The organism is Ensifer sp. SL37 (assembly GCF_026672675.1).
In the GTDB taxonomy this organism is placed as follows: domain Bacteria; phylum Pseudomonadota; class Alphaproteobacteria; order Rhizobiales; family Rhizobiaceae; genus Ensifer; species Ensifer adhaerens.
The window spans coordinates 1,597,225-1,618,380 of sequence record NZ_JAPPRN010000001.1; the positions used below are offsets into that span (position 1 = coordinate 1,597,225).

Genomic DNA, 21,156 nt, shown 5'->3' on the forward strand with positions numbered 1-21,156 from the left:
TTGAACCTGATCCGGGTTAGCGAAGCCATTGAAATACCTTATTTTCTGGGTTTTCGCAAGGTGGAATGTAGCAATCGCTGTAACGCGAATGTAGCAAAGCGTTGGTCGTCTAGCCTTCGATATGGGGCTGATCACTTACATAAAGGAAGTCCCAAAACTTGCCAACTGTGACGGCTGGTGTGAACTGCTCATGGATCCAATCTGTGTACACGCGGTACTTCGCCTCTAACTCATGATTGGGATTGAGCTCATCAGGTGGCAAAAGCGTATCGATTGTTGCGGGGTGCGAATTTCGAAAATCCAAGTAATCATCGGTCTTTTGAGCTATCGAGTTCATCCAATCTGCAATCGACCTGTCGAACACGAAAGCGGCTTCCCGCGCTACGTCCCGTATCATATGGGGCGCTAGATTATCAAAACCAAACCCTTTAAACCTGCGTTCAAATTGCATGAATTTTGAATAGATTGCGAACCGGCGTTCAAACAAGCTCAGTTTATATTGCTGCTTGGCGTTCGCCACCGCTTGTTCATGCTGAAGCGAAAGCAGAGCATTTTGCGCGTTGATCGTTTTTAGCTGTGCATCGACCACTTTTTGATTCTCTTCAAACTGGTCGCGGGTCTCATTCAATTCCTGCCGTTGGGTGAAGACCGCCGCGACCAGCCAAAGCAGGGCGACAGGGGCGAAGACGCCCGCAAGGAAATCGCCGATTTCATTTAAGTCGGTGTCGTCAGTGAAAAACGTCCGCGTGCGGTCCCATCCCAAGGTTAGTTCGATGGCAATGCCATAGGCGACCGTCAGAACGCCAGCCACCAGCAGCCAGTTCATTCGCTTCCAAATGCTGTCTTTCTTCATGCGCCCCAATTTCCCATTGCCCAATAACCAGAGATGGCACGCTAGGACGGTACAACCAGACGAGCAAGAAGCCGCCGAGCGCCATCCAAAAGAAAACGCCGCACGATGGCGGGGCGTGGCGGTCAGGCGTCTAGCCGTTCAATCTCTTTCGCGATGACGTGCCGCAACGGGTGGCTGAACCAAGCGCGAATGTGACGCTTCAATACTCCCATCGGGTCGTCACTCTCTTTGATCTTCTCTGAGACGAAGAGCGGCACGACGCGGAAGCTTTCGCCCGTGTCGGGGTCTTTCATCCCAATTGCCTTGCGTTCGAACGACGCAATCTTGTCGGGCGAATAGCTCTTCACTTCGGGCGAATAGCGTGCCGAACGGCAATCATACGAAATGTATGCGCGAACGAATTCAAGTGCTGTTTGGTCCGGATCAGCGGACAGCATTACGAAATCAATCATGGTTGTATATCTCCTGTTTTAATAGAGATATTTATCGGAAAACTTGTTTTGAAAACGAATTCTGTCCCGAATTGAAGAACGCAAGATATTCGCGTGAATGCCCGTAAAAACGCATAATTTGTGCACGCAATCAGCCCAATTTTCTGACTTCGGATACTAAATACTTGTGTTGAATGGAACCGGTGCAATGGTCCCGTCAACGGGTCATTATCGGTTTCAAGGTCAGCATTTCCTCTCCAAAACAGAAAGTTTGAAGAAAGGGTCTAAGCGCTTTGCACCGGTCGCTTAGACCCTTTCTGTTTTTGTCTTTTAAGAGGAATTTATATGAAAATGAAAATTGCGCCCGTTAGCGGCATTTATGAAATCCGGGAAGTATCGAGCAACACCGCATATGTCGGCAGAACATGCAATCTGCGCAAGCGTAAGGCTCAACATTTCACAGCGCTTCGCAATGGCTATCACAGCAATAAGCCGCTCCAAGCTGCGTATGACGCCAGTGACGAAGAAGCCTTCGAATTCACTGTGCTGGAATACGGCAATTCGGACGAACTTGCCGCCCTTGAGCAGCGCTATCTGGATAGTGGGGACTATCACTTCAACCGCTCGAATGATGCGTTGGCGTCCTGTGGCGTTGGCGAAGCTCACGCCAGACACGTTGGTATGTTTAGCACGCCTTGGGGCGTTTTCCCTTCGACATATCAAGCGGCAGAAGCAAGCGGCGGACTGATGTCCCAAGCGTCAATTTGGACGCACTGCAAGCGCCCGGACGTGGCAATCAGTAAACAAGCTTATGGAAACTCTGTCTTCCTTCAAACACGGTATAGTGAAGCTGTCATCGGCGACACATGGGAGGCTATCGGCTTCGGCTTCAACGACAAGAACGACAACAAACAAGAGAAAGAAGAAATGACCAACGTGATTGATTTTCCGATTAGAAGCGAGAATGAGTTTGAAGACCTGTCGTTGTCCGAACGGCAAATCCTTATATGCAAGATAACTTAAATCGTATCCGAGAATCCGCCGCCGCGATTGCGGAACTGATCGAAGCTAGAAAGTGCCACGAGAACTAACAAAAGCACCCGCTTAGGCGGGTTTTTTGTTGCCTTCAGCTAAATACGGGATGACAAATCGTACATCCCCCAAAGCAATCTCACTTATCAAAATCTCCGAAGGCTGCGAGCTTCGCGCCTACCTCTGTCCCGCCAATATCCCGACTATCGGATATGGGCATACCAAGACCGTCACCCGTGACGATGTGAAGAGCCGCAAGACCATTAGCGAAGCTGAAGCCGAACGACTGCTGAAGATCGATCTTGCCGATTTTGAGAAGGGTGTGGCGAAGCTGGTAACGGTCAAGCTGACCGACGACCAGTTCGGCGCGCTTGTGTCGTTCGCCTATAATCTCGGTATTGGTGCGCTAGGTTCGTCCACCTTGCTCAAGAGGATCAACGCCAAAGCGCCGCTAGCCGATATCGAGCGAGCATGGAGCCAATGGAACAAGGCGCGCGTCGGCGGCGTACTGAAGCCGCTTGCGGGCCTCACCAAGCGCCGTAAGGCGGAATTCGACCTATTCGCCGGTAAATGACTTGGTTCTATCGGGGTGAGCCGTTCACCTCTGCCGACATCGGAAAGGTTCACTCATTCGTCTACAAAATCACGGATACCGATACGGGGTGACCTTGCCCCGTTGAAATAATCCATTTTGAAGTAAGCTCTGGCCCATTGAGAGGACCAGGGAATGAAGCGCAACCGTTTCACAGACGAACAGATCATCGTCATTTTGAAGGAGCACGAGGCTGGCACGCCCGTCTCGGAGCTTTGCCGCAAGCACGGCGTCAGCGATGCCAGCATCTATAAATGGAAGGCCAAATTCGGCGGCATGGACGTATCCGAGAGCTATGACGGAAACTGGGTGATGACGGTTTGATGAGGGCGGCGTATCGAGGCGGGTGACAAGCCTGCCAGAACCTCATGAAAGAGCGATACGCCATGAAGACAGATAGCACTGTTGTTTCCTTTCCGCATCCCGAGACGCTCGATGATCCCCTGACATCGGTTCTACGCGAAGGCGCGCGCCGGCTTCTGGCACAGGCCGTGGAGGCGGAAGCCGAGGCGTTTCTTGCGGCCATGGCCAGCGAACGCCTGAGCGATGGGCGGGACCGGGTGGTGCGGCACGGCCATGGGCCTGAAAGAACGATCCAGACGGGGATCGGTCCGGTTGCGGTGCGCCGCGTCAAGCTGCGCGACCGGGCTTTGGAGACTTGCGGCGAGGATCGCATCACCTTCACGTCGGCGATCCTGCCGAAGTGGGCACGACGCACGAAGAGCCTCGACGCTCTGCTGCCGGTCCTTTACCTGCGCGGCATCTCGACCGGCGATTTCCAGGAGGCGCTTGCCGCCTTACTCGGCAAGGACGCACCGAACCTGTCCCCCTCGGTGATTGGCCGGCTGAAGGAGGAGTGGCAGGCCGACTATGATCGCTGGCAACGCCGCGACCTGTCAGCCCGCCGCTACGTCTACATCTGGGCCGACGGGGTCTATCTTCAGGCACGCATGGAGGACGATGCCGCTTGCATGCTGGTCGTCATCGGCGCGACGCCGGAAGGCAAGAAGGAACTTGTCGGCTTTCAAGTCGGCGTGCGCGAAAGCACCCAGAGCTGGCGCGAGCTGCTCGTCGGGCTGAAGGCCCGCGGGCTTTCGATTGCGCCAGAAATTGCCGTGGGCGACGGCGCGCTCGGCTTCTGGAAGGCGCTGGAGGAGATATTCCCTTCGACCCGCCATCAACGGTGCTGGCAACACAAGCTCCTCAACATCCTCAACAAGGTGCCGAAGTCGGTGCAGCCGAACATGAAGGCCGATCTCAGGGAGGTCCGCGATGCCCCGGATCGGGCAACCGCCGAGGCGGCGATCGCCGTCTTCGTCGACAAATACAAGGCCAAATATCCCAAGGCCGTCAACTGCCTGACGAAGGACCACGAGGCATTGCTGACCGTCTTCGACTTCCCGGCCGAACACTGGGACCATCTGCGCACCTCGAACCCGATCGAAAGCGTCTTCGCCACCGTCAGGCACCGCACGGTGCGAACCAAGGGAGGCCTGTCCCACAACACAGCACGGCTCATGGTCTTCAAGCTCGTCATGAGCGCCGCCAAAACCTGGCGCCGGCTGAAGGGCGAAAATCAGTTGCCAAAGGTCATCGCCGGCGTCAAATTCACCGACGGTGTCGCCGAAACGACGACCCCTGACCATCGCGCCGCCTGATCGGCCTCGTCACCCATTTCCGACCATAGCTCCGTATCCGAAGCCAAGCGTATAGCGCGGCGATCAGGATGAGACGGCGGCGACAATCTGGATGAGACTCTTATGTCGCGGTCGGGATGAAAGTATCATGCTGATTGTCGCTGGCAAGAGTCTCGTCGTGTTCTGATTGCCGCTCCGCGACAATCTGGGAAGCACTTTTAATTGTCGCGAAGGCGGCAGGTCTGCCGCGCTGGCGTTTGGCTTCCATGGCGGAACGTCGCCGATAGCTTTCGACGTTCATTTCGAAGATCGTTGCGTGATGAACAAGTCGGTCCACCGCCGCAAGCGTCATGGCCGGGTCCGGAAAGACGCGGTTCCATTCCCCGAAGGGCTGATTGGCGGTGATCATGATGGAACGCCGCTCATATCTTGCGGAGATGAGTTCGAAGAGCACGCTGGTTTCGGCCTGGTCCTTGGTGACGTAGGCCAGATCGTCGAGGATGAGCAGATCGAACTTATCGAGCTTGGCGATGGCGGATTCGAGCTGGAGCTCACGCCGTGCGACCTGCAGCTTCTGAACGAGGTCGGTCGTGCGCGTGAACAGCACTCGCCAACCGTTCTCGATCAGCGCGAGGCCGATGGCGGCGGCGAGATGGCTCTTTCCGCCGCCGGGCGGGCCGAACAACAGGATATTGGCACCCTTGGCGAGCCAGCTATCGCCGGCGGCAATGGCCATAACCTGGGCCTTGGAGACCATGGGCACGGCGTCGAAGGCGAAGCTCTCGAGCGTCTTTCCGGGCGGCAGATGCGCCTCGGCGAGGTGACGTTCGATCCTGCGATGCGCCCGTTCAGCCAGTTCATGCTCGGCGATGGCCGAAAGGAAACGCGCCGCAGGCCACCCTTCACGATCGGCCTGTTCGGCAAATTGCGGCCACAGCGTTTTGATCGTCGGCAGCCTCAGGTCATTGAGCATGATGCCGAGGCGGGCTTCGTCGATGGTGTTGTGGACATTTTTCATGCGGCCTCTCCCGCATAAGCAGGCCCCATCAGGGCTTCATAGCTATTGAGCGATGCGAGCTGCACATGAACGGTCGGCAACTGGTCCGGGTCCGGGCCGAAGATGGCTCTCAAGGCCATCAGGTCGGGCAGTTTGCGGGCGTCGAGCGTTCTGGCAAGCTCCTCGGCCAGTTCACGCTCGCAACCACGATCATGAGCCAGGGCCAGCAGTTCGACGGTGACCTTGCAAGCCTGCCGGTCAGGCAGTTGCTCGATGAGAGTGTCGAAAGCCCTTCGGTATTCCGGCCGAGGGAAGAGCTTGTCGCGATAGACCAGGTTGAGAAGCGCCATCGGCTTTTTGCGCAGGGAATGAATGACGTGGTGATAGTTGACGACCTGATCGTGCTTGCCGCTCGCATGGGCGCGACCTCGCGGCAACGTCAGCAGATGCGTGCCGCCGATGAAGACGTCGAGGCGATCGTCGAACAAACGCACACGCAGCCGGTGGCCGATCAAACGGGAGGGGACGGTGTAGAAGACCTTGCGCAAGGCGAAGCCGCCGGTGCGCGACACGGTGACGACCACCTCCTCGAAGTCGGTGGTGCGGCGAGCGGGAAGTGCCTGCAGATGCGGGCGCTCGGCATCGATGCGCTTGCCATGCGCGGCATTGCGGCGGCTGACGATCTCGTCGATGAAGGCGCGGTAGGAGCGGAGATCGTTGAAGTCTCGGGTGCCGCGCATCAGGAGTGCATCGCGGACGGCGTTCTTGAGATGGCCGTGGGAACTTTCGATCGAACCGTTCTCGTGGGCGATGCCCTTGTTGTTACGGGTTGGCGTCATCCGGTAATGAGCGCACAGGTCCTCATAGCGGTTGGTGAGATCGACCTGGGCATCGGCATCGAGGTTGCGGAAGGCGGCCGACAGGCTGTCGCTGCGGTGATAGAGCGGCGAACCGCCGACCGACCACAGGGCGTTCTGCAGGCCCTCCGCCAAGGCGACGAAGCTTTCGCCGCCAAGGATGACATGGGCGTGTTCGAAGCCCGACCAAACCAGCCGGAAGTGATAAAGCAGATGGTCGAGCGGCTGGCCGGCGATCGTCACGCTGAGGCTGCCCATGTCGGTAAAATCCGACAGCCCCAACCGGCCGGGTTCGTGCGTCTGGCGAAAGATCACCTCCTGTGCCTCACCGTGAACGGCCCGCCATGACCGAATGCGCCGCTCAAGTGTGCGGCGAATGCTTTCGGGCAGTTCCGGATGACGCCGCAGCATCTCGTCATAAACGGCGACCGCACGAATGCCGGGAGCGGCTTTGAGGAGCGGAACGACCTCCGCATCAAAGATATGCGCAAGCGGATCGGGGCGACGCCGACCGCGCGGCGGCTTGTTTTGCGACGGAAGCCGTTGCTCTTTCTCCACACGGAACGCCGTCGCCCGGCTGATCGACGCCTTCGCGGCGGCGACCTCAACAGAATGCGTTTGTCGATACTTCATGAATAATCTCATCTGATGATCGGTTACATGGCGACCCGGCACAAAGGTGGTTCTCCATTCCAGAAAACCGCCACCGTAGCGGGCCGACCGCGATCATGAGACGCCTAAAAATTGCGCCGCGGCGGGAGTGTAACTCCGGTCGGGCTACGCCCTCCCTTCGTCACACCCCCGCCGCCGAGTCTCATCCTGATTGACGCTGAATCTCACCTTGATTGCCGCCGCGCACAAGCGGCTGAAGACGCTGGAAGACGAGAACACGAAGCTGAAACGGCTCCTGGCAGATGCGATGCTCGACAATGCGGCCTTGAAAGACCTTTTGGGAAAGAAGTGGTGACGCCCGCAGCAAGGCGGAAAGCTGTCGCTCATCTGATGGATCACCACCAGATGAGCGAACGGCGGGCGTGTAAAGCCATCGGCTTTTGCCGGATGATGATCCGTTACGAAACCAGGCGCAGCGATGACCATGACCTTCGCGAGCGGATGAAGGCGCTGGCGCATGAACGCCGCCGCTTTGGATATCGACGCCTTCATGTGCTGCTCAGGCGTGAGGGTCACCTTGTGAACCACAAGCGGCTCTTCCGGCTCTATCGGGAAGAGAAGCTGACGGTGCGCAAGCGCGGCGGTCGGAAACGAGCGATAGGCACACGAGCACCGATGCTGATCCCGCTTGCCGCCAATGATCGCTGGTCACTGGACTTCGTGTCGGATCAACTCACCGATGGCCGCAGGTTCCGGATTCTGACGGTCGTCGACGATTGCACCAGGGAATGCCTGGCTCTCGTCGCCGACACGTCGCTCTCCGGCCTGCGGGTCGCCCGTGAGCTGGATCGGATCATCGAGGGACGAGGCAAGCCGAAGATGATCGTCAGCGACAATGGCAGTGAGTTCACCAGTAACGCGATCCTGCAATGGACGGATCGGAGCAAGGCGGATTGGCACTACATCGCGCCGGGCAAGCCGATCCAGAACGCCTTCATCGAAAGCTTCAATGGGCGGCTGCGCGACGAGCTCTTGAATGAGACGCTCTTCTCGTCACTGGCCCATGCTCGATCGGCGCTTTCAAACTGGCGCAGCGATTACAACGATCATCGACCACACTCTGGACTCGGCTGGATGACACCTGCCGAGTTCGCTCAGACAATCAACCCGCGACGTGATGCGGTGCTGCGCAGCCGGAATGGCTCCGCACCGCAACCCGCCGCTACCGCCCCCAATACAGCAACCCAAAACCGCTGGAGCAAACTCAAAACTGGATAAAACTTGGGGGCAAGGTCATGTGTTGTCGATAAGCAGTTGGTCGCCACGTTAGAGGCATGAACGAAAAGGGCACCTCGATTGGGTGCCCGCTATTTGACGTATCGTTCAAGGACGGGTTGAACGCGGTTTGGGCGTAGCCATTCGACCACTTCTTCAAGGCTCAATTCGTAGCATGCGCCGTCGATGATTATTGATCGGCAATCGTCTTCCAACACCAGTCGGTAACCGCCGCAGTTATGAACCATGTCGCGGCGCTTCTTCGATCTGCAAAAATTCAAACCGTGCGGGTTTGCGTAAGCCAGAATTTCGGTCACCAACTCACGTTCGGCTTCCTCTCCCCACGCATACTTTTTGTAATCGCCTATGCTTTGCACACGCTCTTGGAATAGGCTGATGTGATTGTTTCGTATCTCGTTCACTTCCCCATTGGTCAGTCTAGAAACAAACTTTTCGGCATCAAAATCTTCGTACATTTCTAAAATCGTGCTCCTACTTCTGTCTTCTATTTAAGCCGCCTTGCGCTGTTCCAACCATTCCTGAACTTCAGCGAGGGTTGCTTCGTATTCCCGCTGAGAAGCGCCCATGACGACGTTGTTGCCGTTAATCACCTGATAGCCGACGCCGTATTCTGCGCGCATCCATGAGCGGGAAGGAGTCTTGTTCAGGCGGTAACCGAGCTTGGAAAGTTCGCGGCGAATTTTGCTTTCAGTCAGCATTAAAATATCTCCAAAGATGTAGGGATTTGTATTTAATGATGAGACGAATAACGGCAGTTTAAACGCCTGTCAATGCTTATTAGAAAACTATAAGTTGCTTTGAAAATGAATTCTGATCTTCGAAAAACTTCATTCTATTTCAAGTTTTACAGGTAAAGGAAAAGCCGATCTAATTGACCGGCTTTTCAGGCGATTTGCATGTGAATTCCTGTCACCAGATATAGGCGGCGAGCGCGAAACCGATCAAGCCAAGTACGATCACGTTGCCGACGTTCAACGGCTGATCCTTGATCATTCCGAATAGTTTCAGCACGATCTTCGCGCCCATGTCGAGCAGCCAGAAGGCAACGATCAAGGCAAGCACCAGTTTGCCGAATACGGCGAGCGTCGTAACGCTGCCCAATGCAAAGGTAATCCCGGCAATGATCAGCGCCGGAATGGTGTACATGGCGAGCGGAACCCACACACTCAGCCAGAAATGGGAGCGTTCTTGTTTGGCGTTCCATTCATCCCAAGCCTTCTGAACTTCGGGGTCAATGGGTTCATTATCGTCGTTGTCGAAATGGGTCGTGGTTGTCATTTCTCGTTCCCTGTTTTTTCTTAGTCGAATAGTTCCAACTCTTCCCGAATTCGCTTGGCAGTTTGTGCGTGAGCCTTCGCTGCTTCAAGAAAACCTTCTTTGATTGCAAGCTTCCTTTGGCTATCTATGAAGGCGAAGAATTCCGCCCTTAGCTCATGATCACTAGCAAGCTTTTCGTATGTGAATTTCTGCAAATTACGTATCCGCTTGATGGGATACGACGTCGTTCATTCCAAATAGTGGGCGGGGTTTAAGCCGCCTTCGCTTCAGTCATATCGTGTTGTTGTTTCTGGTTGTGTTGGACGAATTCCGCGATCTTGCGCCGCCCGTATTCTAGCGCATTTTCGATTGCTTCCTTTTTATTTTCGAGTTCGTACCCTGCACCGTAATACATGGAATGACCCTTGGTTTTGTGACCAACAATGGAGTCCTTCATCGTGTCGTTACAGCCGCTATTTCTGAGCCAATCTTGAACGGTATGGCGGTAACTGCCGAAGCCTTTTCCGGGTATCGTCTTTTTGAAAAAGTCCGACATTGCGCTGTTGATTTGATCCGGACCGTCTTCCGTATGATAGACCGTGAAGCCTTGCGGAAATTGGCGCATAGCGTCGAAGGCATCGCCAACGAGCGGCACGTCTCTATGACGCTTACCACCGCCCTTGACCTTGTGACGAAGACCGTTGGGGCGAATGGAGATATACGGAACCGGCGCGTCTAAGTGGATGTCGCAAGCTTGCATCAGGGCAAGTTCGCGGGCATTCGCGCCAGTGCATTCGCCGATACGAATGATTGCCTTGGCTTCCGCACGCATACCAGACTTTTCGAGCGCCGTTCGGATCGTCAGAATTTCGCCGAGAGTGAACGGCGGTCGTACAGCATCGTCGTCAAAGCCAGTGATCTTTATGTTATCGAAGGGGTTTTCCTTGCCTTCGTACATTTCGTCAAAGACCACCTGAAGGATGTTCCGAAGCCAACCAAGTTTTTTGTTCGCGTTGTCACTCTTGTATTCGTTATCGATGACGCGTTGCTTCAGCTTTCGCCGGTATTCCTTAACGTCACTCCGGGTGAGTTTGAGAACATCCCGGTCACCCATGTCGGCAATGAAGTCTTCAACGTATTGCTCATAGCGCCGCCAAAACCGCTTAGTGTCCAATGGGGTTTTGCCCTTCACTTTCTCAGGGGACACCCGTTTGAATTCTGCGAAGGCTTGCATGAAGGTAAGCGCGGGCGGCTCGACAGCGCCAACCAACGCCGCGACCTGTCGGGTATTCGGATTGTTGTTCAGCGAAGCCGCCGCTTCATAGCGCTCGCTGTACATGCTGATAGCGTCTTGGACGGAAGCCGTCAGGAAGTTCCCGCTCCATTGATAAGCGAATGGTGCCGCGAAACCTTCCGAAGTCTGCTGAAGTGCAGGATAGGAAATATCGTCGCCCGGAACGGTTTCCGTTGCGAAGTGACGACGCCATTTTTGCAAGAGGGGACCGACTTTCAGAAGCGCTTCGTCGGGATCGCTTGTATTGAGCGTTTCCCAAATTTGGGTGCGCTTCTTGCCGGTCTTGGGGTCTCGGTACTTTTCCCAAAGATGCTTGGGGACTGCAATACGAAAATAATAAATGCCGTCTCTGATAACTGTATGTCGGATTTTTGTCTTTGCTTTCATTCTTGATTTAATAGGCATAATGGATAATACCTCACTTGCTATAGCAAAAGCCAAATGGAGTCAACAATAAAGCCGGTTGCGGTCGGCGTTACTAGAATTTCATTTGATTTGAACTTTTGTTATGCTTGGAAGCGAGTGTAGCAACCGATGTAGCAATAGTGTAGCAGAGGGCAGAAAAGCCTTGATTCTCAGGGGTTTGCGAGCCATTTTGTCGACCTGATCCGGATCATACCGGCGTAGGAACGGCGCGGGCCCTTCTGCTCACCAGCCGTCTCCGCGCCCATTGTTCGGGTCTCCGTCCGTTTGCGGGAGATCGCGTTGCTGCTGCCTGTTTTTGAATCAGTTATAGAAGGCTCAAACCTCATTCGGGTGGTGCGATGACTGCGATCGCCGTTACCATCGCAGGTTCGGATTCAGGCGGGGGGGCAGGTGTTCAGGCGGACCTGAAGACGTTTTCGGCGCTCGGTGTTTATGGCGCCAGCGTGATCACCGCGGTCACGGCGCAGAATACCCGTGGCGTTTCTGCGGTGGAAGATATCTCCCCGACTGTCGTTACGGCACAGATCGATGCCGTATTTTCCGATCTTGCCGTCGGTGCGGTGAAGATCGGCATGGTCTCGCGGCGCGAGACGATCGGGGTGATTGCGGCCGGTCTGAAGCGCTACGACCGGCTGGCCGTCATCGACCCGGTGATGGTGGCGACCTCCGGCGGTCACCTGATGCGTCCCGACGCGATCGCGACGCTCAAGGAGGAGTTGTTGCCGCTGGCGCTCGTGCTGACGCCGAACCTGCCCGAGGCGGCGCTGTTGACCGGACGCGCAATCGCCGAAACCGAGGCCGAGATTGCGCGCCAGGCCGAGACGCTTCTGAAACTCGGTGCGCGGTCGGTACTGATGAAGGGCGGGCATGCCAAGGGCAAGGACGCGATCGACGTTCTCTTTAGTGGGGCGGACGTCCTCCACCTTTCGCGGCCGCGGATCGAAACCAGGAATGATCATGGTACCGGGTGCACGCTCTCGGCGGCAATCGCCGCAGGGCTTGCCAAGGGTAGGCCGATCGAGGATGCGGTCGTCGCTGCCAAGGCCTACTTGCATGACGCGTTGGTCGCTGCCGATCGTCTGACCATCGGACAGGGGCGGGGGCCGGTGCATCACTTTCATCATTGGTGGGGCAACGACAAAGGGTCGGGCGCCGAGGCTTCGAACGTAGCCGAAGCCCAGGCCGCTCTTGGTCGTTCTTCGCGATCTGGCTGAGCAATCTGGGCCCCGGGCCTATCTCAGGCCACTGCGGCACTCGGCGCAGCCGGTTGCTCGCCCTTGAGCATCTTGCGATAGAGCGCCACATGCTCGCGCGCGCAATCGACGTGGCTCGTCGGCCGCCTAAGCGTTGCCCGCAGATTGTCCCATGCCCGTGGCGCGCCCAAAACGTCGATCAGGCGGTCGGCCAGATCCTGGGCGCTGCCGGCCCGGAAGTGATAGCCATCCAGCCGGTCGCGAACCTTTTCGGCCATGCCGCCGATGTCGGAGCAGAGGATCGGCCGGCCGTGATGCAACGCTTCCTGTATAACGACGGGGGAGTTTTCCCACCAAACAGAGGGCATTACCACCCAGTCGACCGAGCGCATCAGCCGCGGCATGTCCTGGTTCTGGTACGCGCCATAGAAGCGGACGCGACGACCGGCGTCCTCGATCAGTTTCGCCACCTTCTCCTGGTAGTCCTTCGGCTGACGCTCGAGGTTGCCGCCGAAGATCATCAGCGACGAATCGTCGCCCCAGATGTCGTCGGGCACGCGCGATACCGCGTCGATCAGCACGTGAACGCCCTTGAATGGTGTCATCTGCCCGAAATAGGCAAAGCGGTTGCGTCGGGCCGTCGGCGACGGCAATTCGCGGGTTGGCGCCTTGTCGCCCATGACGATGCCGTTTTCGATCACGAAGATCTTTGCAGCTTCGAGCCCCCATTCGACATAGCGGTTGGCGAGAAAGGCGCTCGGCGCGATGAAGGCATCGGCGAGATTGAGCATGCCGCGCACGAACTGTTCGCGGCGAACGAAGCGCGACACCGGGATTTCGGGGAAGCACGTGTGGCAACCGATCGGTGAGGCGCCGTTGCAAAGCTGGCCCGAGGGGCGTTTCACCATTTGACCGTGATTGTGGCAGATCGGCAGATACTCATGGAACGTCACGACGATGCGTGCCTTGGGCAGGGCATCACGCACCGCGTAGAGCGCTTCCAGGCCGAAGCCGAGGATATGATGGAAGTGAATGACATCAGGCTTGATGTCACCGACGAAGCGCAAGAGGTCGCGGCGGATCGCCTCCGTATCGCCGTTGGAGAGGAAGAAATGATCGAAGTCATCGGCGTGGTAGAGCACTTCGTCCATGGCGAGACGCAGGCTCATCAGCGCGGAAGCGCCATGGCGCGGAACCGGATTGCCGACGCGGGCGAGGTAGATCGATTCCACACCCGACAGGCCGTTCAACGCCTTATGAAGACCATGCGAAGCAATTTCGGCCCCGCCAAGCGAATGGGTCGGGTGGCCATGGGAGACCACCAGTACGCGGAGTTTTTCGCTCATGCGTCAGTCTCCTCGAAGAATGTTTGGGCGGTTTCGGAGGCGGGCATCCATCGGGCGCGGAAGAGCGTCCGGTCGACACGCTCCACGAACCGCGCGGTGGCGGCAGAGCCCGCTCCGGGCACCTCGTCCGATCCCACCATCTGCAGGGAAGGAAGCCAGTAAGCCTCATAGCCCTTGCCGCTGAGGCGAAGGGCGAGATCATGGCCCTTCAGTGCTGCGCCGAGATAAGTCGGCGACGCGCCCGCGTCCTCCATCAGCGCTTCGCGCGGCAGGATGCAGCAATCGAGCGATGCGGCTGCGACCCGCGTCAGCTTGAGGCGATTGACGGCGCCGACGGGATAGCCGGCGTAGCGGCTCGATTGAAGATGGTCGGGGCGATCGAGCGACGTGCTGCCGGCCCAGCGGATAGAGTGATCCTCGTAGGCAAGGGTCGGCGAAATGATGCTTCCCGTGTTTGCCTCGTAAGCGGCAACAAGTGCCTGATACCACCCGGTATTGGCTGGTGTCAGCGACGCGGAAAGCAGAACGACGGCGTCGCTGCTCATCCTTTCGGCGGCCGCTTGCGCCAGGTCGCATGCATCGCCGGCGCCTTCGACGGAGACGAGCCGCAGCGGCAAGCGATAGAATTCCGAGAGTTGACGGATGTGGACCGCGTGTCGTCGGAACCGCTCGGTCTGCAGCACGAGCGCGATCGGGGCCCGGCGCGTTTGCGGATCAAGCGCGAGCAGCCCCAAAAGCGGTGCGAAATCCGTTTCGGTTTCTCCGGCGACAAGAAGGATGGCGGTACCCTCGGCCTGGTCGAAGGGGCCCATGTCGACAACGGTCTCGATGGTCGGTGCGGTGCTGCGCGCCGCCGTCAGGAAAGGGACGATCTGCCGGTCGATAATATCGGGCAGGGCCCAGCTTGTCGGATCGATCGAGCCAAGCAGCCGTAGGGCGGCGGTGCGTGCGGGCAGCCGGACCGGGAAAAGTGGCATGTAGGCGCGGCGGGCGTCCCTGAGGGTGAGTTCGATGTGAACTGGTCCCTCCGCCTCGCCATTAAGCACCTCGACGCGACTAATAAAGCCATGCGATCGGCGGTGACCGGAAATCGCGCTCTTGAATTCCGGGCGATCGACGAAGGCCTCTTCGACGTCGGACCGCTCGGTTCGGGTCCAGCCTGCGTCTAGCCGTGCCCCGCCGCCCTGTCGGCAAAGTCGCACGGTTTCAACATGGCCTTCCGCGTCTAAGAGCCAGCCCGAAATCAAGAAGGCACCATCCTCACCCTGGTAGAGCGCATCCACGCCAAGGCGGACAGGAACCGGAAGGCTTGAGATCGTCTCGGTGCCATCGTATCCGCTGGCGGCATCGCGCAGGCGAAGCATGACCTGGGGCGAGCTCTGGCTCTGGAGCAGCATCGCGCGGATATGGCCGGGTGTCTCGAGCGGACCGGTCACGACCCGGCGTTCGTGGAGCCCGACATAACGCCAGGCGCCGCGGCCGCGATAGAATATGCCCTTGATGTCGCGCGCTCGGGGCAGATCGTTTGCGGACAGGAGGCCGACAAAGCCGGCCGAGCCGTCAGGCGCGTCGTTGCGCTGGAAAATGGCGACGTTGCAATCGGCAAGGAAGGTATCCTCGCTCTTGACGATCGCCCGGCAGACGCCGGCGGGCAGGTCGTGCGCCCATCCTTTCAGGGCGATGGTTCCATCATGCCCCTCGCCGAGCAGTTCGATATATCCGTCGCTCGCCGCTCCCGTTTTAAGCAGGGTCGTAATGGCCGCGAGCCGTTGATCGGCATGCGGTGGCTTGATCAGCACGTCGACCAGCCGGCCGAGGACATGGACAAACTGCGGACCGGCAAAATCCTTCAGCATCGCCGTGACTTCACCGATCGAAACAGTGCGTGGCGCAACCATATAGCGCTTGCCGTTACCCGCCTTGCCGAAGCGGAGCGTAGTCGGCAGCCGCTCAGAACCTTCGACCGGCAACAGCGCGGCAAAGCCATGCGTGGCGGAAGACTGGGGTGTCGCCAGCCGCCAGCCGACGACCGATGCCATGACGTGTGTCGACGCATCTTCATTGATCTCGACCGGCGACTGATCTGCCATCGGGCCACCGGTGCCGATAACCAGCAGCAGTGTTTCGTCGATCGGGCAGGCGATGATCCGTCCACTGCGCGCAATGCGGCCAAGCGGTGCAGGGCTTGCGGACAGGCTGAGTTCCGTACTGGGCATGAGATGTGCCTCAGGTCCGAAGGAAGACGGAAAGGATCGCGCCTGCCGCAAAGCCTGCAAGGACAAAGAGAAGCAGAAACGCCGGCTTCAAATCGCCGTTCGAGCGCTGCTTCAGTGCGTTGAGGCTCTTTTCCATACCCGCGATTACACCGTCGAGCCGCATCAGATGAACGTCGAGATCGGTCAGGCGCTGGGTGATTTCTCCGCGGAGGTTCGCGACATCGTCGCTGATTGCTGCAAGTCCGGGGCTTTCGGCTTCATCGCCGTCGTCAACTTTCGACCGCAGGGCGGAACGCTGCGAGACCTGCAATTGCCGTTGCGCTGCCATCAGCACGTCGAGCTTGTCGAGCACTTTTGCAAGTGGCGCTGCAATCAGCGCCTCAGCCGCCTGTTCGTCGGGCTTGGGAACACGAAGCGGCAGTTCGCCGCCTTTGCCGGTCGCCGCAAGCACGACGAGTTCACCGCTGCGCGCGCTCGCCATCTCAGGCAACGCGATTTCAAACGCGTGGTTGCCGTCGCCAATGCCGTTGCGCTTGAGATCGGGCCGGTTGCGGTCGGCGAGCGCCTCGGCGATCACCTTGCCGTCGAGAAGCACGCGAATGGCAAGCCGCTTTTCCGGGGTTTCCGGGTCAAAGGCCCAGCCGAAGACGCGGCCCTGGTCGATCGCGTCCACGCGGCCCTTCAGCGGCTTTGCATTGTTCTGCTCCGGTGCGACGTCCGGTTTGTCGGCTGCTACAGACATGGTCTTCCCTTTAGGCGGCGACGGTTTCTCGGGGCTCGATCGCGTCGATGAGCGTGAGATAACGCCGGGCAGTGGTATCGATATCGTTGGGCTTGCGGGCATTGGCCGAAAGGCGGCGCCGAAGGTCAGGGCTTTCCGCCATGCGGCGCATGGCGGCAGCCAGCGCACGCGGATCGTTCGGCGAGACGGTGATGCCGTTGACGCCGTCCTGCACCATTTCGGCCATCCCGCCGATATTGCTGGCGATCACCGGTTTGCGCTGGGACTGGGCCTCGCCGATGACGAGCGGTGCGTTCTCCCACCAGATCGAAGGCACGATGGTGCAATCGACTGCGGCAATAAGGTCGCCGATGTCCTCGCGCCTGTAGGCGCCGCGCTGCTGGACGGAAGGCGCCGTCTTCTTGAAGAGCCGGGCGATCTCGTCCTTGAAACTGTCGGCCTGGAAGGGGGCGCCCCCGTGCACCCGCAGCTCAAAACGCAAGCCCTCGTCGATCAGCTGCCGCGCAGCCTCGAGAAGCACGGACGTGCCTTTCCACGGATTGAGATTGCCGAAATAGCCGAAGACCGGCCGATCGTTCTCCGGCTGGCCCTTGCGCGACGGCGCGTCTCGTGGCGGCAGGCCATTGGCAATCACGTCGATTTGGTCGCCGTTAAGACCCCAGTCGATAAAGCGTTGCCTCAGAAAATGGCTCGGCGAGATGAAGCGATCGACAGTTCTGAGCAACGCTTTCAGATGCTGCTCGCGCAACACGAAACGATCGAGCGGAATGTCCTTGAAGCAGCTATGGCAACGGTCGGGGCTCGACTTGTGACAAAGCTCCTTGCCGCTAGTGCGCACCATCAGCCCGTCGTGATGGCAAAGCGGATAGTAGTCGTGCAACGTCATCACGATCCGGCAGTCGGGCAGGGTGCGGCGGACGATGTGCGGAAACTCCGCGCCGAGCAGCAGCAGATGGTGGATGTGAACCACATCCGGCCGGAAATCGCGCAAAAGCTCGGTAAGGTCGGGCACGACGCCATAGAGGTCGATCTGGCTCATGAAGAAGCGATCGAAATGGCCGGACCACAAAAGCACCTCGTCGCCTTCGGGGCCGATCGCCTGAAAGCTTGTGCCGGGCCGCACCTGGCGGTGCGTCTGGTTGGTGGCGCCGAGGAAGAGCGCCTCGTGACCGGCCCGCTGATAGGCACGGAAGAGGTCGTGCGCGAAAATCTCCGTGCCGCCGGGGTGAAGTGCTGGATGGTTGTGCGCGGCGACCAGAATGCGCTTCTTCATCCGCTCACACTCCGGCGTTCGGCGACGAAAACATCCTGGTAGTGACCGGCACTTTGGCCCCGCCAGTGACCGAGCGATTTCAGGACCGTCGTGAAGCCTGCCCGCTCCAGCGCCCGGTCGAGGAAGCCGTCGTCGAAACCGACGGCGGCAAGCGGCGGCAGGCCGGGCACGAACCAGCAGGGGCCGTCGCCGCTGCGTACGAAGGCAAGACGGGGATCCCGCCGTCCGTGTTCATCCTTCGCGGCGATGCTATCGACCACGAAGGCGGTAACGAAGAGCCGTCCGCCGGGCTTCAGCATCCGGTTGATCTCGCTGAAATAGACGAGCACTTCGTCCGGCGGCAGATGGGTGACGATCGACGTCATGATGGCGAAGTCGAACTGGCGATCAGGGTAAGGTAGCTTCAGCGCCTTGCCGTTGATCCTGCCTGACGGGTTGTAGAGTTCGTGGGCGATGTCGACATGCTGAAAGGTGAAATTCGGATAGACCGGCGTGACGGATTGACGGCACCAGGTGACGCCGCCTTCCACCGGGTCGATACCGACGTAGCGCCCGTGATCGCTATCGAGATACTGCGTCAGCGGAACGGCCATGCGGCCGATGCCGCTGCCGATGTCGAGCACGCTGCTTTTTGGCAGTAATCCGCCCATGCGGATGAAGTGGCCGAGAAACTCCGCGCCGACAGCCCGGTAGTTGCCATCTCCGACGAAGACGCTGTTTTGGTCCGGCTGCGGCAAGAAACGATTAGTGAGAACCGTCTGAAGCATGCCTTCGATACGGTCTTCGTTCTGTTGCCAGGCCGGCTGCAGGTTGTCTGCGTGGCGAAGTGCGGGCTGGTTCATGCGGCGCTCCTGGCGGCAGGCTTACGGGTGCTCGGCGCTGCCGCCTCTTCGGCGCCGAGGTAGGTTGGCATCAGTGTCGTGATGTCTTGGTTCCAGCGCTCGGTATGCAGCCATGCATTGTACTGGCTGGCGACGCCGCGCGTGTAATCCTGGCTGCGGCTGATCGAGCGCCGCTCCAGATGATAGAGACAGGCTGCCGGCTCATAGACGATGTCGAAGCCGGCTTGGCGGATCTTGAGGCAGAGATCGCTGTCCTCGTAGTCGCCAATGACGAAGTCCTCGGCATAGCCGCCGACGAGGTCCCACACCTCCTTGCGCATCACCTGGCAGGCGCCGGTGACACCCGGGACGCTCCGCATTTCTTGCGCCGGCGCATAGGCGCCCGGCATGCCCTTGTAGAAATGGTGATTGAGCCAGATGTCCTGCTTGTTGCGGGCAAAATAGAGGCCCGCATGCTGCAGGGAGCCGTCCTCGAACAGCAGTTTCGGGCCGATCGCGCCGATCGACTTTTCCTTCAGCACCGGCAGCGCAAGCTTTTCCAGCCAGCCGGCCCCACAGGGCACGACGTCCGAGTTGAGCATGACAATGACAGAACCGCGGGCAAAGCGTGCGCCGGCATTGCAGGCGCGGGCATAGCCGCCGTTGCGGTTCATCACCACGAGCTTCATCGAAAGCCCATGAAGCAGATGGAAGCCACCGAGCAGGTGCTCCGTCTCGTCGTGGATCTCGGGAGAATCGAGCACGTAGATGATCTCGGCGTTGGCCGCGACGAAAGGGTCGGTCGCAAGTCCCGACAGCTGGAAGCGCAGGAAGTCGAGCACGCGGTAGAGGGGAACGACGATCGAGACGAGAGGCGCGGCCATCATCGGGCCGAAGTCCTTGGTCTGGTCGACCCTGATCGTCTTGCCCAGTCGCTGCTCCACGTCTCTCAGCGCCGGCGCAAGGATCGTGCGGAATGCCTGATCGTTGGCGTGCTGGGGCGGAACGGCACGCAGGATGCGGTTGCGTTGCGTTGCTGGATCGAAGGGTTGCGGTTTTGGCACCAGCGGCTTGACTCCGCCGGACGCCAGCCGCAACTGGAAGCGCGGCTGAAGAAGGGGACCAAGTGGATCGCGCATCGGCAGCCAGCTTACAAAACCGGTCACGTCGGTCTTGGAGCCTTCCTCCGTGCCGCGGGCCCAGCCCGGAAATTCATACCAGTTGCCATCGAGCGGCAAGGCCGTGCCGTCTTCCTGGAGATAGTCGATGCCGGCAAGGACGCCGTTCGCGTCCCGCGTCCAGCCGCCTATGAGCAGGCCTTCCGACATGGCAAGGGCGAGGTCGATCTCAGCACCCGGATGCAGTGCGGACTTGCCCGCCTGCTTTGCCGGCAGGGCGGAGCGAAGCTGCAGGTCGATCGCAAGGGCCGTCCCGCTTTCCGGAACCTCGCTCAAGGACCGCACGACGAACTCGCGCAAGCCCGGCGCTGCGCCGTGCTCGGGCCACCATTGCTGGAGGTTGGGATATCGGGAACCGCGCGGCGAAAGCTCGCGCACGGCGATACCGCGCTTTCCCATGATGATGAGTGAGAGCGCCTGGGGCGCGCGCGGCGATTCAAGAACGAAATGGCAGCGGCGCTGGCCGCGCTCGGTTCGGCCGGTTATGGCGAATTGCTGCGGCAGCGGCAAAATTGCCTCGGCGCCGAGCGCATAGATGGCGTTGATCTCGCCGAGCTCGGCATTGACGGTCGTCTCTGCCAGATAGCGTCCATGCGCGAGCCGACAGGCGATGGTTGCGGGGCGCTGCCCAAGGTTCAGGGCGTGGATCACGTCATCGACGAGGCCAATAAAGAATTCGTCACGAGACAGGCGAAACGCGCTTCGCCAGACCGTCAGCAGATTGTTGAGAAACTTGAGACGACCTTCGGGCTGAAGATCGGAAAGTTGGGCCGCCAGATCGAGGAAAGGGAGCTTGGCGGTCGGTTCCAGAACCACCGTCTGCAAGATCTCGCCGTCCGCCGCGATTTCGCCGAGTTCGCGGTCGTTTCCGGGGCGCATCGCCCAGAAGATCCGTTGGCCCCCTTGGGCGCGCGGAAGCGCCATGCTGACGAGAGGTACGAGGGAACGCGACGCAGAAAGGGCGTATTTTGTCTTTGCCGAGAGTTCGGAAGGTGCGTCCCAGATCAGCACAGCAACGTCGAAGCCGAGCCTGAAAGCTGCGGCGCTTGTGAAGTCGAGGCCGAAGCTTCTGATACGGTCGTCTGCCGTCACGCGCTACTCCT

The 21,156-nt window shown here is 59.0% G+C and carries 19 protein-coding genes and 2 pseudogenes; 7 read left to right on the forward strand and 14 right to left on the reverse strand.

What is annotated here, in order from left to right; all coding sequences use genetic code 11:
- Positions 1-109: 109 nt before the first annotated feature.
- Together OVA00_RS07250 and OVA00_RS07255 are read right to left on the reverse strand one after the other, a co-directional pair.
- Positions 110-853 (reverse strand): hypothetical protein, encoded by a 744-nt coding sequence (locus tag OVA00_RS07250; protein ID WP_268088444.1) that lies wholly within the window; start codon positions 851-853, stop codon positions 110-112.
- 122 nt (positions 854-975) lie between these two features.
- On the reverse strand, positions 976-1,305 hold the full coding sequence (locus OVA00_RS07255; protein WP_268088445.1) for a hypothetical protein: 330 nt from the start codon (positions 1,303-1,305) through the stop codon (positions 976-978).
- Between the two features lie 324 nt (positions 1,306-1,629).
- Here OVA00_RS07255 and OVA00_RS07260 point away from each other — a divergent pair, with 324 nt between their 5' ends.
- The 5 genes and pseudogenes from OVA00_RS07260 (at position 1,630) to OVA00_RS07275 (ending at position 4,566) form a co-directional block, all read left to right on the forward strand.
- On the forward strand, positions 1,630-2,307 hold the full coding sequence (locus OVA00_RS07260; protein ID WP_268088446.1) for a GIY-YIG nuclease family protein: 678 nt from the start codon (positions 1,630-1,632) through the stop codon (positions 2,305-2,307).
- A gap of 118 nt (positions 2,308-2,425) precedes the next feature.
- Complete coding sequence (locus OVA00_RS07265) at positions 2,426-2,890, forward strand: lysozyme (RefSeq protein ID WP_268088447.1); 465 nt, start codon at positions 2,426-2,428, stop codon at positions 2,888-2,890.
- Positions 2,887-2,982, forward strand: a complete 96-nt coding sequence (locus OVA00_RS39930; protein ID WP_442780448.1) for a hypothetical protein — start codon at positions 2,887-2,889, stop codon at positions 2,980-2,982. The genes OVA00_RS07265 and OVA00_RS39930 overlap by 4 nt, the downstream gene beginning before the upstream one ends.
- A gap of 61 nt (positions 2,983-3,043) precedes the next feature.
- Positions 3,044-3,202, forward strand: a pseudogene (locus tag OVA00_RS07270) (transposase); the annotation flags it as partial.
- A 92-nt stretch (positions 3,203-3,294) separates the two neighbouring features.
- Positions 3,295-4,566 (forward strand): IS256 family transposase, encoded by a 1,272-nt coding sequence (locus tag OVA00_RS07275; RefSeq protein ID WP_268088509.1) that lies wholly within the window; start codon positions 3,295-3,297, stop codon positions 4,564-4,566.
- A 100-nt stretch (positions 4,567-4,666) separates the two neighbouring features.
- Here the strand turns inward: OVA00_RS07275 and istB are convergent, their stop codons facing one another.
- Together istB and istA are read right to left on the reverse strand one after the other, a co-directional pair.
- The gene (gene istB, locus OVA00_RS07280; RefSeq protein ID WP_064816995.1) at positions 4,667-5,563 is read right to left on the reverse strand and encodes an IS21-like element helper ATPase IstB; all 897 of its coding nucleotides are present in this window, start codon (positions 5,561-5,563) and stop codon (positions 4,667-4,669) included.
- Positions 5,560-7,074 carry an IS21 family transposase gene (istA, locus tag OVA00_RS07285; RefSeq protein ID WP_442780449.1) on the reverse strand — a complete coding sequence of 505 codons (1,515 nt, stop codon included), beginning with the start codon at positions 7,072-7,074 and terminating at the stop codon, positions 5,560-5,562. The genes istB and istA overlap by 4 nt, the downstream gene beginning before the upstream one ends.
- Positions 7,075-7,258: 184 nt before the next feature.
- On the opposite strand from istA, the pseudogene OVA00_RS07290 reads away from it, so the two are divergent.
- Positions 7,259-8,289 (forward strand): annotated as a pseudogene (locus OVA00_RS07290) (IS3 family transposase); the annotation flags it as partial.
- An 89-nt stretch (positions 8,290-8,378) separates the two neighbouring features.
- On the opposite strand, the gene OVA00_RS07295 reads toward OVA00_RS07290, so the two are convergent.
- From OVA00_RS07295 to OVA00_RS07310, 4 genes are all read right to left on the reverse strand, one after another.
- Positions 8,379-8,762, reverse strand: a complete 384-nt coding sequence (locus OVA00_RS07295; RefSeq protein ID WP_268088449.1) for a hypothetical protein — start codon at positions 8,760-8,762, stop codon at positions 8,379-8,381.
- 33 nt (positions 8,763-8,795) lie between these two features.
- Positions 8,796-9,005, reverse strand: coding sequence for a hypothetical protein (locus OVA00_RS07300; RefSeq protein ID WP_268088450.1), 210 nt, complete (start codon positions 9,003-9,005; stop codon positions 8,796-8,798).
- Between the two features lie 211 nt (positions 9,006-9,216).
- On the reverse strand, positions 9,217-9,585 hold the full coding sequence (locus tag OVA00_RS07305) for a hypothetical protein (RefSeq protein WP_268088451.1): 369 nt from the start codon (positions 9,583-9,585) through the stop codon (positions 9,217-9,219).
- Positions 9,586-9,835: 250 nt separating this feature from the next.
- Complete coding sequence (locus OVA00_RS07310; RefSeq protein ID WP_268088452.1) at positions 9,836-11,245, reverse strand: DUF6538 domain-containing protein; 1,410 nt, start codon at positions 11,243-11,245, stop codon at positions 9,836-9,838.
- Between the two features lie 377 nt (positions 11,246-11,622).
- On the opposite strand from OVA00_RS07310, the gene thiD reads away from it, so the two are divergent.
- Positions 11,623-12,498, forward strand: coding sequence for a bifunctional hydroxymethylpyrimidine kinase/phosphomethylpyrimidine kinase (thiD, locus tag OVA00_RS07315; protein ID WP_326494117.1), 876 nt, complete (start codon positions 11,623-11,625; stop codon positions 12,496-12,498).
- A 23-nt stretch (positions 12,499-12,521) separates the two neighbouring features.
- Here thiD and OVA00_RS07320 read toward each other — a convergent pair whose 3' ends face one another.
- Genes OVA00_RS07320 through OVA00_RS07345 form a run of 6 tightly spaced genes read right to left on the reverse strand, consistent with a single transcriptional unit; the run spans position 12,522 to position 21,145 of the window.
- A complete protein-coding gene (locus OVA00_RS07320) occupies positions 12,522-13,823 on the reverse strand; it encodes a glycosyltransferase family 4 protein (RefSeq protein ID WP_268088453.1) in 1,302 nt (433 codons plus the stop codon).
- Entirely contained in the window at positions 13,820-16,039 is a 2,220-nt protein-coding gene (locus OVA00_RS07325; protein WP_268088454.1) for a hypothetical protein, read from the reverse strand. Before OVA00_RS07325 ends, OVA00_RS07320 begins: the two co-directional genes overlap by 4 nt.
- A gap of 10 nt (positions 16,040-16,049) precedes the next feature.
- Positions 16,050-16,781, reverse strand: coding sequence for a hypothetical protein (locus OVA00_RS07330; RefSeq protein WP_034798045.1), 732 nt, complete (start codon positions 16,779-16,781; stop codon positions 16,050-16,052).
- 10 nt (positions 16,782-16,791) lie between these two features.
- Positions 16,792-18,054 carry a glycosyltransferase family 4 protein gene (locus OVA00_RS07335; RefSeq protein ID WP_268088455.1) on the reverse strand — a complete coding sequence of 421 codons (1,263 nt, stop codon included), beginning with the start codon at positions 18,052-18,054 and terminating at the stop codon, positions 16,792-16,794.
- Positions 18,051-18,896, reverse strand: coding sequence for a class I SAM-dependent methyltransferase (locus tag OVA00_RS07340; protein WP_112772770.1), 846 nt, complete (start codon positions 18,894-18,896; stop codon positions 18,051-18,053). The genes OVA00_RS07335 and OVA00_RS07340 overlap by 4 nt, the downstream gene beginning before the upstream one ends.
- Positions 18,893-21,145 (reverse strand): glycosyltransferase family 2 protein, encoded by a 2,253-nt coding sequence (locus OVA00_RS07345; RefSeq protein ID WP_268088456.1) that lies wholly within the window; start codon positions 21,143-21,145, stop codon positions 18,893-18,895. The genes OVA00_RS07340 and OVA00_RS07345 overlap by 4 nt, the downstream gene beginning before the upstream one ends.
- Positions 21,146-21,156 lie beyond the last annotated feature (11 nt).